The organism is Burkholderia ubonensis, assembly GCF_001718695.1.
Classification (GTDB): Bacteria; Pseudomonadota; Gammaproteobacteria; order Burkholderiales; family Burkholderiaceae; genus Burkholderia; species Burkholderia ubonensis_B.
Genome location: NZ_CP013420.1, coordinates 2,576,488 through 2,590,992 on the forward strand (window position 1 = coordinate 2,576,488; position 14,505 = coordinate 2,590,992).

The 14,505-nt window shown below is 67.3% G+C and carries 14 protein-coding genes and 1 pseudogene; 3 read left to right on the forward strand and 12 right to left on the reverse strand.

The window, feature by feature from the left end; translation table 11 throughout:
* Window positions 1–103: 103 nt before the first annotated feature.
* The 9 genes from hslU to lpxL all read right to left on the reverse strand — a co-directional run bounded on the left by hslU (window position 104) and on the right by lpxL (window position 9,293).
* Window positions 104–1,447, reverse strand: coding sequence for an ATP-dependent protease ATPase subunit HslU (gene hslU / locus WJ35_RS11735; RefSeq protein ID WP_010090352.1), 1,344 nt, complete (start codon window positions 1,445–1,447; stop codon window positions 104–106).
* Between the two features lie 10 nt (window positions 1,448–1,457).
* Window positions 1,458–1,994, reverse strand: coding sequence for an ATP-dependent protease subunit HslV (gene hslV / locus WJ35_RS11740; RefSeq protein ID WP_010090353.1), 537 nt, complete (start codon window positions 1,992–1,994; stop codon window positions 1,458–1,460).
* A gap of 222 nt (window positions 1,995–2,216) precedes the next feature.
* Window positions 2,217–2,633, reverse strand: coding sequence for an RNA polymerase-binding protein DksA (dksA, locus tag WJ35_RS11745; RefSeq protein ID WP_010090354.1), 417 nt, complete (start codon window positions 2,631–2,633; stop codon window positions 2,217–2,219).
* 475 nt (window positions 2,634–3,108) lie between these two features.
* Complete coding sequence (locus WJ35_RS11750; RefSeq protein ID WP_080484304.1) at window positions 3,109–4,269, reverse strand: CobW family GTP-binding protein; 1,161 nt, start codon at window positions 4,267–4,269, stop codon at window positions 3,109–3,111.
* An 80-nt stretch (window positions 4,270–4,349) separates the two neighbouring features.
* Window positions 4,350–5,558 (reverse strand): class I SAM-dependent rRNA methyltransferase, encoded by a 1,209-nt coding sequence (locus WJ35_RS11755; protein ID WP_045567007.1) that lies wholly within the window; start codon window positions 5,556–5,558, stop codon window positions 4,350–4,352.
* A gap of 79 nt (window positions 5,559–5,637) precedes the next feature.
* Window positions 5,638–6,558, reverse strand: coding sequence for a tyrosine recombinase XerC (gene xerC, locus WJ35_RS11760; RefSeq protein WP_010090357.1), 921 nt, complete (start codon window positions 6,556–6,558; stop codon window positions 5,638–5,640).
* 8 nt (window positions 6,559–6,566) lie between these two features.
* Complete coding sequence (locus WJ35_RS11765; protein ID WP_060235115.1) at window positions 6,567–7,289, reverse strand: DUF484 family protein; 723 nt, start codon at window positions 7,287–7,289, stop codon at window positions 6,567–6,569.
* Between the two features lie 34 nt (window positions 7,290–7,323).
* Window positions 7,324–8,193 (reverse strand): diaminopimelate epimerase, encoded by an 870-nt coding sequence (gene dapF, locus WJ35_RS11770; RefSeq protein ID WP_010090360.1) that lies wholly within the window; start codon window positions 8,191–8,193, stop codon window positions 7,324–7,326.
* A 215-nt stretch (window positions 8,194–8,408) separates the two neighbouring features.
* Complete coding sequence (lpxL, locus tag WJ35_RS11775; protein ID WP_069239193.1) at window positions 8,409–9,293, reverse strand: lauroyl acyltransferase LpxL; 885 nt, start codon at window positions 9,291–9,293, stop codon at window positions 8,409–8,411.
* Window positions 9,294–9,560: 267 nt separating this feature from the next.
* On the opposite strand from lpxL, the gene metK reads away from it, so the two are divergent.
* Window positions 9,561–10,748 (forward strand): methionine adenosyltransferase, encoded by a 1,188-nt coding sequence (gene metK / locus WJ35_RS11780; RefSeq protein ID WP_059832273.1) that lies wholly within the window; start codon window positions 9,561–9,563, stop codon window positions 10,746–10,748.
* A gap of 110 nt (window positions 10,749–10,858) precedes the next feature.
* Here the strand turns inward: metK and WJ35_RS11785 are convergent, their stop codons facing one another.
* Window positions 10,859–11,200 carry a hypothetical protein gene (locus tag WJ35_RS11785; protein ID WP_042586554.1) on the reverse strand — a complete coding sequence of 114 codons (342 nt, stop codon included), beginning with the start codon at window positions 11,198–11,200 and terminating at the stop codon, window positions 10,859–10,861.
* Between the two features lie 242 nt (window positions 11,201–11,442).
* Between WJ35_RS11785 and WJ35_RS11790 the strand changes: the two are divergent.
* Window positions 11,443–12,330 (forward strand): annotated as a pseudogene (locus tag WJ35_RS11790) (phytanoyl-CoA dioxygenase family protein).
* Between the two features lie 153 nt (window positions 12,331–12,483).
* Here the strand turns inward: WJ35_RS11790 and WJ35_RS11795 are convergent.
* The gene (locus WJ35_RS11795; protein WP_029226304.1) at window positions 12,484–12,690 is read right to left on the reverse strand and encodes a DUF3185 family protein; all 207 of its coding nucleotides are present in this window, start codon (window positions 12,688–12,690) and stop codon (window positions 12,484–12,486) included.
* Between the two features lie 183 nt (window positions 12,691–12,873).
* Between WJ35_RS11795 and mgrA the strand changes: the two genes are divergently transcribed.
* Window positions 12,874–13,917 carry an L-glyceraldehyde 3-phosphate reductase gene (mgrA, locus tag WJ35_RS11800; RefSeq protein ID WP_060235113.1) on the forward strand — a complete coding sequence of 348 codons (1,044 nt, stop codon included), beginning with the start codon at window positions 12,874–12,876 and terminating at the stop codon, window positions 13,915–13,917.
* Window positions 13,918–14,051: 134 nt separating this feature from the next.
* Here the strand turns inward: mgrA and WJ35_RS11805 are convergent, their stop codons facing one another.
* A complete protein-coding gene (locus WJ35_RS11805; protein WP_069239194.1) occupies window positions 14,052–14,237 on the reverse strand; it encodes a hypothetical protein in 186 nt (61 codons plus the stop codon).
* Between the last annotated feature and the right edge of the window lie 268 nt (window positions 14,238–14,505).

Here is a 14,505-nt window from a genome sequence, read left to right on the forward strand (position 1 = left end):
ATCGGCCGCCAAGCACCTGCCGCTAGGCACCGGCCCCCCGGCCCCAAACGAAAACGGGCGGCCCATCGGGCCGCCCGTTTTCAAGTCGCTGCCGCCCCGCGCGTTACAGCACGTAGCGCGACAGGTCCTCGTCCTGCGACACCTCGCCGAGCGCGCGCTCGACGTATTTCGCATCGATCGTCACGCATTCGCCGGCGTGGTTGCCGGCCGCGAACGACACTTCCTCGAGCAGCTTCTCGATCACCGTGTACAGGCGCCGCGCGCCGATGTTCTCGGTCTTTTCGTTGACCGCGTACGCGATCTCCGCGAGGCGGCGGATGCCGTCTTCGGCGAATTCGAGCTGCACGTCCTCGGTCGCGAGCAGCGCCTGGTACTGCTTGACGAGGCTCGCGTCGGTCGAGACGAGGATCGCTTCGAAGTCCTTCACCGACAGCGATTCCAGTTCGACGCGGATCGGGAAGCGGCCCTGAAGCTCCGGAATCAGGTCGCTCGGCTTCGCGAGATGGAACGCGCCGCTCGCGATGAACAGGATGTGATCGGTCTTCACCATCCCGTACTTCGTGTTGATCGTCGTGCCTTCGACGAGCGGCAGCAGGTCGCGCTGCACGCCCTGGCGCGACACTTCGCCGCCGCCGCCTTCGTTGTTGCGCGACGTGATCTTGTCGATCTCGTCGAGGAACACGATGCCGTTCTGCTCGACGTTCTGCACGGCCTTCGTCTTCACTTCCTCTTCGTTCAGCATCTTCGCCGCTTCCTCGTCGGTCAGCAGCTTCAGCGCTTCGCTGATCTTCACCTTGCGGCGCGTCTTCTTGCCGCCGCCGAGGTTCGAGAACATCGAGCGGATCTGCTCGGTCATCTCTTCCATCCCGGGCGGCGCCATGATGTCCATGCCGATCGTCGGCTGCTCGAGGTCGAGCTCGATCTCCTTGTCGTCGAGCTGGCCTTCGCGCAGGCGCTTGCGGAACGTCTGGCGCGTCGCGTTGTTGTCGTCGTTCGCGTGCTCGGCGCTCGCGCCGAACCCGACCGCGCGCGGCTGCGGCAGCAGGATGTCGAGGATGCGGTCCTCGGCCTGGTCGGTCGCCTTGCTGCGCACCTTGCGCATCTCGGCTTCGCGCGTCTGCTTGACCGAGATGTCGATCAGGTCGCGCACGATGCTGTCGACGTCGCGGCCGACGTAGCCGACTTCGGTGAACTTGGTCGCTTCGATCTTGATGAACGGCGCATCGGCGAGCTTGGCCAGGCGCCGCGCGATTTCGGTCTTGCCGACGCCCGTCGGCCCGATCATCAGGATGTTCTTCGGCGTGATTTCGGTGCGCAGCGGATCGGCGACCTGCTGGCGGCGCCAGCGGTTGCGCAGCGCGACGGCCACCGCCTTCTTCGCCTTGTCCTGGCCGATGATGTGCTTGTCGAGTTCCGAGACGATCTCGGCAGGGGTCATGGTGCTCATGTTTCGTTCCTTACTCGATCGTTTCGATCACGCGGTTGTGGTTCGTGTAGATGCACATGTCGCCGGCGATCTCGAGCGATTTCTCCACGATCTCGCGCGGCGACAGCTCGGTGTTCTCGACGAGCGCGCGGGCCGCGGCCTGCGCGTACGCGCCGCCCGAGCCGATCGCGCAGATGCCGCCTTCCGGGTCGAGCACGTCGCCGTTGCCCGTGATGACGAGCGTGGTGTTCGCGTCGGCCGCGATCAGCATCGCCTCGAGGCGGCGCAGCATCCGGTCGGTGCGCCAGTCCTTCGCGAGCTCGACGGCCGCGCGGGTCAGGTTGCCCTGGTGCTTCTCGAGCTTCGCCTCGAAGCGGTCGAGCAGCGAGAACGCATCGGCGGTGCCGCCCGCAAAGCCGACCAGCACCTGGTTGTTGTAGATCCGCCGCACTTTCCGCGCGCCACCCTTCATGACGATGTTGCCGAGCGTCACCTGGCCGTCGCCGCCGAGCGCGACCTGGTTGCCGCGCCGGACCGAAACGATGGTCGTGCCGTGAAATTGCTCCATCTGCGTTCCTTGAGAAAAACGGGGAAGAGGCGCGGCGCGCCGCGCCGCCGCATGAATCGCGGTGCGCCGGGGAGCGGCCCGGCGCGCATGCGTTTCATTTTAGGGCGCACGCCGGGATATCAAGAGCGGGGGGCGGGAATTCGCCCGGCCGGAAAAACAAAAAGCGCGCGGCAGGCCGCGCGCTTTCGGGAAGCAGCGTGTCTGGGCGGAACGCCGGGCTGCTCAGTCGCCGAACAGCTTCTGGCGCAGCTCGCGGCGCTCCTGCGCCTCGAGCGACAGCGTCGCGGTCGGCCGCGCGAGCAGGCGCGGAATGCCGATCGGTTCGCCGGTTTCCTCACACCAGCCGTAATCGCCGGATTCGATGCGGGCGAGCGACTGCTGAACCTTCTTGAGGAGCTTGCGCTCGCGGTCGCGCGTGCGCAGCTCGAGCGCGTGCTCTTCCTCGATCGTCGCGCGATCGGCAGGATCGGGCACGATCACCGTCTCGCGGAGGTTCTCGGTCGTCTGGCCCGCATTGTGGAGAATTTCCGCCTGCAATTGTTCGAGCCGAGCTTTGAAGAAGGCGAGCTGATCCTCATTCATGTAATCCTTGTCGCTCATCTTCAGGATTTCGGCTTCGGTCAAGAGTTTCTTCGTCATCTGCTTGCTTCTTCAATGTGCGGCAAACGAAACATATTGCCTGCACTTTGGGATTACCCGCAACTGCGCTTGCAATCATTTGCGTTTGGCGACTGCGGGGCCGAAAGCCTCTGGAAAAACCGGTTCTCAAATACCAGGACGGGCCTGGCGTCGACTTGCGCGCGCGGCGAACCGGTTTGCTGCGCGGCTGATCGCATCGGACGCGGCCTGGCCGGATGCGGAACGGTTGCGATGCCCGGCAATGCTCTTCTGCAAGAACCGGGCCTGTCTTTTACCGTACTCCAGCGGGCACGTATTGTAACTGAATCGCAAGTCTGCGCCGTATCGGGTCGATCCCCGTCGGCTGCGCCGATATCTTTGAAATATAACCTGCAAATCGCGAAAAAGCGATGACGGCAAAACCCTTGCAGGAAGCGGCTCCCGGCCGCCGCCGGCAGCGGTCGGCGGCCGGCGGCTAAGCGGCGCGGATGCGTGCTCAGGCGAGGCAGGCGTCGAGGCCGTCGGTGATCAGGTCCTGCGGCAGATCGACGCCGATGAACACCATCTTGTTGGTTTTCTTCTCGATCGGCAGCCATTTCGCGGCGAGGTCGCTGCCCATCATCTGGTGCACGCCCTGGAACACGACCTTGCGGTCGACGCCCTTCATGTACAGCACGCCCTTGTAGCGCAGCATCCGCTCGCCGTAGATCTGCAGGATGCCGCCGAGGAAGTCCTCGAGCTTGTTCGGATCGAACGGGCGGTCGTTGCGATACACGAACGACTTGATCTTGTCGTCGTGGTGCGCGTGGTGGTGATTGCCGTGCGCGCGATCGTGGTCGTGGTCGCAATGGCCGTGATCGTGGTCGCAATGCGCGTGGTCGTGATCGTGGTCATGGCCGTGGCCGTGGTGCGCGTGCTCGTCTTCCGCGAGGAAGTCCGGATCGATCTCGAGCTTCGCGTTCAGGTTGAAGCCGCGCAGGTCGAAGATCTCCTTGATGTCCGCGTCGCCGAAGTTCACGACCTTGACCGCCGCCCGCGGGTTCATGTGCACGAGGCGGTGCTTGAGCTCGGCGAGCGTCTCGTCGTCGACGAGGTCCGACTTCGTGATGAACAGGCGGTCGGCGAAGCCGACCTGGCGCTGCACGACCTCGTGCTCGTCGAGCTGCGCGTCGGCATGCTTCGCGTCGACGAGCGTGATGATCGCGTCGAGCAGGAAATCGTCGGCGATCTCGCTGTCGATGAAGAACGTCTGCGCGACCGGGCCCGGGTTCGCGAGGCCGGTCGTCTCGATCACGATGCGGTCGAAGTCGAGCTTGCCGTCGCGCTTCTTCGCGGCCAGGTCGCCGAGCGCGCGCGCGAGGTCGCCGCGGATCGTGCAGCAGATGCAGCCGTTGCTCATCTGGATGATCTGCTCGTTCGTATCCTGCACGAGGATTTCGTTGTCGATGTTCTCTTCGCCGAACTCGTTCTCGATCACGGCGATCTTCATGCCGTGCTGTTCGTTCAGGATGCGCTTGAGCAGCGTCGTCTTGCCGCTGCCGAGGAAGCCGGTGAGGATGGTGACGGGAGTGGCCATGTCGGTCGCCTGTGGTTCGTGAATCGGGGTCAAAACCAGGATGTGCGTCGCGCCCGGCAACCCGGGCGCACAACGATTCATTGAAACATATCTGTCAAGCCCCCGCCCCTCGGCCAATCGGCCGGGCAGGCGGGAGCCGCTGCGCGGGAAGATCGGGGCGATCAGACGATTTGCAACAGCAGGCCCTTCAGATATTCGCCTTCCGGGAACGCGGACAGCAGCGGGTGATCGACGCCCGCGCCGAGGCGCTTCAGGATGCGCGCGTCGACTTTCGCGTCGGCGGCCGCGCCGGCGACGATCTTCTGGAACAGGTCCATGTCGATCGCGCCGGAGCACGAGTAGGTGAACAGCAGGCCGCCCGGACGCAGCAGCTTGAAGCCGCTCAGGTTGATGTCCTTGTACGCGCGGGCCGCACGGTCGACGCTGTCGCGGGTCGGCGCGAACTTCGGCGGATCGAGCACGATCAGGTCGAAGCGCTCGCCTTCGTCGACGAGGCGGCGCAGCGTCTTGAACGCGTCGGCGTCGAGCCAGCTCGCGCGCGCCGGGTCGAAGCCGTTCGCGACGACGTTCTGCTGCGCGAGCGCGAGCGCGTCGCCCGACGAATCGATCGACACCACGCGCGCAGCGCCCCCCTTCAGCGCGGCGAGCGAGAAGCCGCCCGTGTAGCAGAAGCAGTTCAGCACGTCGCGCCCGTTCGCGTACTGCGTGACCAGCGCGCGGTTGTCGCGCTGGTCGACGTAGAAGCCGGTCTTGTGGCCGTTCGGCACGTCGACGTGGTAGCGCACGCCGTTTTCGTTCGTGATCAGCGTCGCGGGCGGCGGGTCGCCGGCGAGCACGCCGGTGGTCTGCTCGAGGCCTTCCTTCTCGCGGATCGACACGTCCGAGCGCTCGTACACGTTCGGGCAGCCGGTCGCGCCGACGAGCGCCGCGACGATCGCATCCTTCCAGGCTTCGACGCCGGCCGCCATGAACTGGCAGACGAGCTGGCCGCGCGGCGACGCGGCGCCCGAATCTTCGACGTAGTGATCGACGATCAGCCCCGGCAGCCCGTCCGCCTCGCCGAACACGAGCCGCACCGCGCCGGTGCCCGAGACCATCGTGTTGCGATGCGCGACCGCGCGCTGCACGCGCCGCTTGAAGAACGCGTGGTCGATCGGCTCGTTCTCGTCGAAGCTCCACACGCGCACGCGGATCTGCGAATGCGGGCTGTATGCGCCGCGCGCGAGAAAGCGGCCGTCGTGCGCGCGCACGATGACGGTCGCGCCGGGCGCGGGCTTGCCGTCGACGCGGTCGATCGCGTTGGCGTAGATCCACGGATGGCGCCGCAGCAGCGATTTGTCCTTGGACGGTTTGAGTGTGACGGTTTGCATGGCTTGATCGAATTGGGCCGCGCCCCGCGGGGACTTCGTCCGGTCGTCGGGCGCGGCGGGTAAAAACGGAAAGCGTCGGTCAGTCGCGCTTCTTCGCGCGCGGATGCGCGCTGTCGTAAATCTTCGCGAGGTGCTGGAAGTCGAGCGACGTATAGACCTGCGTGGCGGCGACGCTCGCGTGCCCGAGCAGCTCCTGTACCGCGCGCAGGTCGCCGCTCGACTGCAGCACGTGCGTCGCGAACGAGTGGCGCAGCACGTGCGGATGAACGTGCGCCGGAATGCCCGCGGCGAGCGCCGCGCGCTTCACGCGCTCGCGCACCACGCCGGGCGACATCCGGTTGCCGCGCACCGACAGGAACAGCGGATGCGGATCGTGCTTCACGAACTCGCCGCGCACCGCGAGCCACGCGTTCAGCGCGTCGATCGCCTTGCGGCCGACCGGCACCTTGCGCTCCTTGTTGCCCTTGCCGCGCACGGTCACCTCGGCCTCGGCGAGATCGAGCCAGCCGGCCGAGCGGTAGCCGTCCGCCTGCGCGTACCTGACGTCGAGCCCGATCAGCTCGGCCAGGCGCAGGCCGGACGAGTAGAGCAGCTCGAGGATCGCGTGGTCGCGCAGGCCTTCGGTCGTGCCGGGCAGCGGCGCGTCCATCAGCGCCGTCGCGTCGTCGACCGACAGCGCCTTCGGCAGCGTCTTCGCGCGCTTCGGCGCCCGCACCGCGGCGACCGGGTTCGCGGGCATCTCGATGCGCTGCGCGAGCCAGCGGTAGAACGCGCGCCACGCGGACAGCCGGTGCGAGATCGAGCGCGCGGACAGCCCGGCCGCGTGCGCGCGGGCGACCGCGCCGCGCATGTCGACGGCGCTCAGCGCTTCGAGCGGCCGGCCGGCGGCGAGCTTCTTCAGCTCGCCGAGCTCGTGCGTGTATGCGCGCAGCGTGTGATCCGACAGCTGCCTGACGTGTTTCAGGTTCGACAGGTAGGCGGCGATCGGGTCGTCGGACATCGCGGGAATCAGTGCGGGAGCAGGCGCGTCAGCGCGGCGCTCGCGAGCGTCGCGATCTGCGCGAGGAAGTCGGTGGCCATGCCTTCGTGGAAGCGGCGCGGGTCCGGCGAGCCGAGCACCAGCAGCCCGAACGCGGGCGCATCGGCGCCGGCCTGCGGCGCGCGCAGCGCGAGCAGCGCGACCGACGCGGCCGCGCCGTCGCCGGCCGGGGCCGTGTCGCCGCCGTCCGTCGCGTTCGCCGGCGCGGTGACCGCGGGCGCGAGCCATTGCGCGGCCTCGAAGCCCGTGTTCGCGCCGCAGTACGGCGTCGCGAGCCCGTTCGTGAAGAGGCGCACTTCCTCGCCGACCTGGCGCGCGAAGTCGGCCTGCGCGTAGGTGGCGGCGACGTCCCACACGCGCAGCGCGGTCTGCGGCACGTCGAACACGTCGGCGAGGCCGTCGGCGATCGTGCGCGGCAGCGCGTACGGGTCGCGCTCGGCGATCACGCGCGCGGTCCAGCGGCTGAACTTCGCGGACAGGCTGTCGTTTTCGTGGCCGTAGCGCACGAGCTCCGCGAGCCGGCGCTCGAGATGCTTGTTCTTGTCGCGCAGCATTTCCATCTGCCGCTCCTGCAGCGAGATCGCCGCCTTGCCGTGCGGGTTCGCAAGGCGGATCGTGGCGAGCAGTTCGGCGTGCTGCGCGAAGAATTCGGGGTTGGCGAGCAGGTAGTCGGCGACTTCGCGATCGTTCATGGGACGGGAGCGTTCAATCAGGACGGTGAAGGGGTCAGGCGGCCAGGTCGATCTCGCCTTCGAAGACGGTCGCCGCAGGGCCCGCCATCATCAGCGGCGCGGCTTCGTCGCGCGCGCCGTCCCAGCTGATCGTCAGCGTGCCGCCATGGGTGTGCACGGTGACAGGCGAATCGAGCAGGCCGCGCCGGATGCCGGCCGCGACCGCCGCGCATGCGCCGGTGCCGCACGCGAGCGTCTCGCCCGCGCCGCGCTCGTAGACGCGCAGCTTCACTTCCGAGCGCGACACGATCTGCATGAAGCCGGCGTTGACCCGCTGCGCAAAGCGCGCGTGGCGCTCGATCAGCGGGCCTTCGGCGAGCACCGGATAGCGTTCGGCGTCGTCGACGACCTGCACCGCGTGCGGGTTGCCCATCGACACGGTCGAGATCCAGCGCGTGGCGCCGCCCACGTCGAGCGGCCAGAGCGTGTCGCGGCCTTCCGGGCGACCCGCAAGGCCGGCCGTTTCGAACGGCACCTGCGCCGGCTCGAACACGGGCGCGCCCATGTCGACGACGACCTCGCCGTTCTCCTGCATCGTCAGCGTGATCAGGCCCTTCATCACTTCGACGCGCACGCTGCGCTTGTCGGTCAGGCGCTTGTCGAGCACGAACTTGACGAAGCAGCGCGCGCCGTTGCCGCAGTGTTCGACCTCGCCGCCGTCGCAGTTGAAGATCCGGTACTTGAAGTCCGCGCCGTCGACGGTCGGCTTCTCGACCAGCAGCAGCTGGTCGGCGCCGACGCCGAAGTGGCGGTTGGCGAGCGCGCGCACTTGCGCTTCGGTGAGCGGCGGCAGCGCGCTGGAGTAGCCGTCGAGCACGACGAAGTCGTTGCCGGCGCCATGCATCTTGGTGAACGAGAGCTTCACTGGGTCCGGAATTCCATGGCGAACGAGGCGGCCGGCACGATCGACGTGGCGACGGTCGCCCGCGCGGGCAGCGTCGTTCGTCGTGCCGATCTCAGCCGTAAATGATACATGCAGCGGGCAGGGGCGTCCCGCGCTGGCCGGCGGCGCAGCGCCCGCGGCGCATGCGCAGCGGATGTTGGACGGCGCGCGTTCGGCGGCGCGCCGGCGGATGGCGTTCAGTAGAGGCTCGGCTCGCCGGGCGGGCGGGTCTTGAAGCGCTTGTGGACCCAGTAGTACTGCTCGGGCATCAGCGGAATCTGCTCTTCGAGGAACGCGTTCATCCGGCGCGCGTCGAGATCGTCGTCGCCGGTCGGATAGTGGTCCCACGGCTTGAACACCTTCAGCCGGTAGCCCTGGTAGTTCGGCAGCACCTCGCCGATGAACGGCACCACCTGCGCGCGGCCCGTCTTCGCGAGCCGGCCGACCGCCGTCAGCGTGCACGCGGGCACGCCGAAGAACGGCACGAACGTCGAATTGCGCAGCCCGTAATCCATGTCGGCGCCGAGCATCACCGGCTTGCGGTCGCGCAGCCAGCGCAGCACGACGCGCGCGCTGTCCGCGCGGCCGACCATCTCGGCGTCGAAGCGGCCGCGCGCCTCTTTCGCCGCTTCCTCGAGCACCGGGTTCGTGAACGGCTGGTACAGCGACCCGCAGCGGCGCTGCAGCGAACGGTTGAGCCAGATCGAGCCGGCCTCGATGCCGACGAAGTGCAGGCCGAGGAACAGCGTCGGCGGCAGGTCCGGATCGGTGAGGTCGATCGCGCTGTCGACCTGGATCAGCTTCTCGAGCTTCTTCGCGGAGCCGAACCACTGGACGCTGCGCTCCACGTAGCTACGGATCGCGTGCCGGAAGTGCTGCCCGGCGACTTCCTCGCGGCGCGCGTCGCTCCATTCAGGAAAGCAGAGGGTCAGATTGGTGTGCACGATGCGCTTTCGCCGGCTGGGAATCTGGTAGAGCAGCCAGCCGAGGCCGTCGCCGAGCCGCGCAGTCAAGCCGTACGGCAGCAGCGCGAGCAGTTTCAGGAAGCCGATGGCGAGATGCGTGCCGAGGCGGCCTAGCATGCGAAACCTCCGTGATTCCGGCGGGCCGGCACAGGGGGAACAGGGTTGAAGGACAGCGGGACATGCGGCACGGGCAACGCTCTGTGACAATTCTGGAAAGCCGCTATAATACGGGCTTCGCCGAGTTAACTGACAACTTGCGGGGCGAAGCCGGCTGGCGCGAAGCGCGCTGCCCGGTACTGGTAATCCGCTAAAGCGTCGCCACTTCGGGCTGCTAGAAGATGGCTACGTGAAGCCAACCGTAACCACACAAAGGAGCCTCAAAAAGTGGCAAACGATTATCTCTTTACGTCCGAATCCGTTTCCGAAGGCCATCCGGACAAGGTCGCGGACCAAATCTCGGACGCGATTCTCGACGCCATCCTTGCTCAAGACAAATACTCGCGCGTTGCGGCTGAAACGCTGTGCAACACGGGTCTCGTCGTCCTGGCCGGTGAAATCACCACGACGGCCAACATCGATTACATCCAGATCGCGCGCGACACGATCAAGCGCATCGGCTACGACAACACCGACTACGGCATCGACTACAAGGGCTGCGCGGTGCTCGTCGCGTACGACAAGCAGTCGCCGGACATCGCGCAGGGCGTCGACCGCGCGCACGACGACAACCTCGACCAGGGCGCGGGCGACCAGGGCCTGATGTTCGGTTACGCGTGCGACGAAACGCCGGAACTGATGCCGCTGCCGATCTACCTGTCGCACCGTCTGGTCGAGCGCCAGGCGAGCCTGCGCCGCGACGGCCGCCTGCCCTGGCTGCGCCCGGACGCGAAGTCGCAGGTGACGGTCCGCTACGTCGACGGCAAGCCGGATTCGATCGACACCGTCGTGCTGTCGACCCAGCACGCACCGGACATCGAACTGCCCGCGCTGCGCGAGGCCGTGATCGAGGAAATCATCAAGCCGACGCTGCCGGCCGAGCTGATCAAGGGCGACATCAAGTTCCTGGTGAACCCGACCGGCCGGTTCGTGATCGGCGGCCCGCAGGGCGACTGCGGCCTGACGGGCCGCAAGATCATCGTCGACACGTACGGCGGCGCCGCGCCGCACGGCGGCGGCGCGTTCTCGGGCAAGGATCCGTCGAAGGTCGACCGTTCGGCTGCCTACGCAGGCCGCTACGTCGCGAAGAACATCGTCGCGGCCGGCCTCGCGTCGCGCGCGCTGATCCAGGTGTCGTACGCGATCGGCGTCGCCGAGCCGACCTCGGTGATGGTCAACACGTTCGGCACGGGCCGCGTGTCGGATGCGACGATCACGCAGCTCGTGCGCGAGCACTTCGACCTGCGTCCGAAGGGCATCATCAAGATGCTCGACCTGCTGCGCCCGATCTACGAGAAGACCGCCGCCTACGGCCACTTCGGCCGCGAAGAGCCGGAATTCTCGTGGGAAGCGACCGACAAGGCGCTCGCGCTCGCCGAAGCGGCCGGTGTCGAGCCGGCGGTGCGCGTCGCGTAAGCGTCAGCCGCCTCAAACGAAAAACCCCGGCCATGCCGGGGTTTTGTATTGGTGCCGTCGCGGCGCGCAGGCGCGGCGACGTTTGCGTGCGGCGGTTTGCCGCGCTGCGATCAGCGCGCCGCGAACGCGAACCAGCCGGTGCTGGCGGCCAGCCGGCGCGGACGGTTGACCCGGCGCTGCGGACCGCCGGCGCGGCGCAGCGCGAGCGCGCGCAGCGACGACGGCTTCTGCAGCAGCGAGCGCAGCCCGGTGCGGCGCGCGAGCGCCTGCGCACTCATCAGCGAGAAGAACGCGTGGAACCACGCGCGGATGCCGTCGAGCCGCGCGGGCTGCTGCGTGCGCACGGCGAGCGCCTGCGCACGCGCGCGGTGATGACGCAGCGGGCGGAGGGGAACGGAGGGCACGACGCGCTTCGCAGCGCGGCTGAGACGGGAAGTCAGACGGAATGGCATGTAGATTGTGACGCTTTGCTCGAATGGATGGCGCCCTTGACGAACGCACTGGTATGTAACGGCCTCGGATGGCGCAGCGCATCGTAACCGAAGCGGCTGCGCGCCGCGCCCGCCAGAACTGACAGGCCGGGTCAGGCTACAGGGGATTCATGACGGGCAAAAGTCGCGGATAACCCTTGTGCCGCAAGGCCTGCGTTACATACCGCCTGTCGCTGAGGCCATCGCGGACGCGCACAGTTCCCTTGCTCTGGATCAAATTGCCGAACGGCATCTCCCTGCGCACGACAATGGTGCTGCACACGTCATCCGGCGCCGTTTTACAATCGAAACATTCACAAGAAATATTTCGAGCGTCCCATGTCTTCTTTGCAGTCGGATTCGATTCACGCGCAGGTGGCGGAACTGCGCGAGCAAGGCTTCGTCGTCGCCCGCGGGCTCGTGGGCGCCGAGCAGTGCGCGGCGCTGAAGCGCGTCGCCGAGCGCCAGTTGCAGGAAGCCGCGCAGCCGATCGAGTTCGAGGCCGACCTGCGCTATCCGGGCGCGCCCGAGTCGAAGCATGCGCCGGGCGGCCACACGGTGCGGCGGCTGCTCGATGCATACGCGCGCGATCCGGCGTTCGCCGAGCGTGCGATCGCGCCGGAAATCGGCGCGTGGATGCGGGCGTATTTCGGCGAGCGGCCCGTGCTGTCGCGCGCGCATCACAACTGCATGATGACGAAGCACCCCGCGTACGGCAGCCTCACCGGCTGGCACCGGGATTTCCGCTATTGGTCGTTCGAACGTGCGGACATGGTGTCGGTGTGGCTGGCGCTGGGGGCGGAAACGAACGAGAACGGCGCGCTGTGGCTGGTGCCGGGCTCGCATACCGCCGAATTCGGCGGGCGCAGGCGTTCGACGACGCGAAGTTCTTCCGCAGCGACCTGCCGGAGAACCGGAAGCTGATCGACGCGGCCGTGTGTCCGCCGCTCAACGCCGGCGACGTCGTGTTCTTCCACTGCAACACGCTGCACTCGGCGGGGCAGAATCGTTCGGACCAGGTCAAGTTCTCGCTCGTGTTCACCTATCACGGCGAGAGCAACCGGCCGATTCCGGGCACGCGTTCGGCAGCGAAGCCGGAAGTGCGGTTCTAGCGGTGCGTCGGTCCGGCGCGCCCGTCGTGGTGCCGGGCCGTCGGGCTACCGGCCCCGGCGCGGCGCTTCGGCCGCGCGGGCACAATGACGAACGGGCGGCCTGGCCGCCCGTTTCGTTTGGTCGACCCGCTCGAGCGAATCGCGCCGGCGTGCTCAGCGCTTGCCGCCCGGCATCGCGAGGCCGATCAGGCCGATCAGCGACGCGACGGCGCCGCCCGCGATCAGCAGGATCGTCTTCGTCGCCGGCGAACCGGTGAAGAAGCGCGACACGTTATCGTTGATCGAGTGGAACGACTGCCCGCCGAAATACAGCAGCACGACGCCGCCGACGAGCAGCGCAACCGAGATGACCCGGGTCATACAAACCTCGCTGAAACGGTGATTCGAGACGCCGCAGTGTAGGCGAGCGTCGCGGCCGCGTCCATTGCCGTGCGCGCATCGGCCGCGTTCGCTACCATATCCGTCCTGCGTTTCCTTCGCCGCCGGCGCGCCGCGCGCGGTGCCGGCGCGCGTCCGCCCTCCGACGTCCTGACGGGATTACTCATGGCCTACGAAGCTGCTTCCGAACGTTATGCCGACATGCAATACCGCACGTGCGGCCGATCCGGGCTCAAACTGCCCGCCCTGTCGCTTGGCCTGTGGCACAACTTCGGCGACGCGACGCCGATCGCGACGCAACGCGAGATCCTGCGCACCGCGTTCGATCTCGGCATCAACCACTTCGATCTCGCGAACAACTACGGACCGCCGTACGGCAGCGCCGAAACCAACTTCGGGCGGCTGCTGAAGGAGGATTTCCGGCCGTATCGCGACGAGCTGCTGATCTCGACGAAGGCCGGCTGGGACATGTGGCCGGGGCCTTACGGCAGCGGCGGCGGCTCGCGCAAGTACGTGCTCGCGAGCCTCGACCAGAGCCTCGCGCGGATGGGGCTCGACTACGTCGACATCTTCTATTCGCACCGCTTCGACGCGCATACGCCGCTCGAGGAAACGGCCGGCGCGCTCGCGACCGCGGTGCAGCAGGGCAAGGCGCTGTACATCGGCATTTCGTCGTATTCGGCGGCGAAGACGCGTGAGATGGCCGCGCTGCTCGCGCAGTACAAGGTGCCGCTGCTGATCCATCAGCCGGCCTACAACCTGCTGAACCGCTGGGTCGAGCACGAGCTGCTCGACACGCTCGACGAGGTCGGCACGGGCAGCATCGCGTTTACGCCGCTCGCGCAGGGGCTGCTGACATCGAAATACCTGAACGGCGTGCCGGCCGACGCACGCGTCAACCGGCCGGGCGGCGGCTCGCTGAAGGAGGACCACCTGAGTGCGGACAACCTCGAGCACGTGCGCAAGCTGAATGCGATCGCCGAACGGCGCGGGCAAAGCCTCGCGCAGATGGCGCTCGCGTGGGTGCTGCGCAACGGGCGCGTGACGTCTGCGCTGATCGGCGCAAGCCGCGCGGAACAGGTGCGGGAAAACGTCGGAGCACTGAAGAACCTCGCGTTCTCGGCAGACGAGCTCGCGGAGATCGATCGCTACGCGACGGAAGGCGGCATCAATCTGTGGGAAAAGCCGTCCACCGATCAGGCGATCTGACCGGTTGCATCGGCACGCGATACGGGCTCCGAAACATCGGGCGCCGTATCGCAGATAACTGCGCGCGGCAACTGCGTGCGAGCCGCTGCGTCGCTGCGATGCAGCGACGTGAACCGCACGCAATGGGCGCGTTGCTACAGCAGCGCAGGCAGCCCTTCGACCAGCAGCACCGCGACGCCGACGCCGAGCATCGCGCCCAGCACGCGCAGCAGGTTGTGACGGAAGTTGGTTGCGCACGGCACCGCGCCGAGGAAGAGCGCACCGGCGAGCGCCATCGGGATCAGCAGGATGAAGTCACCAATCGTGAAGTAGGTGGTCATGCGTGTCTCCGTAGTCGGCCGGCGCAGGCACGCGCCTGCACCGGCCCCATGCCCGGTATTTCTAATGTGGGGCCGACCCGCTCGCAAGCGGGCCGGACAATTCGAGTATAGGCAACCGCGCCGCGTTTTTCGCTATCCGAACCATTAAAAGCAGCGGGAAAACGCCCGAATGTCGCCCGTTTCGCTGCGAATCGGACGAATGCCTTGCGCCAGCCTTTCCCGTTGCTTTCGGTTTGTGCGAAAGCGCAGTCCGGACCGGCGATGCCGA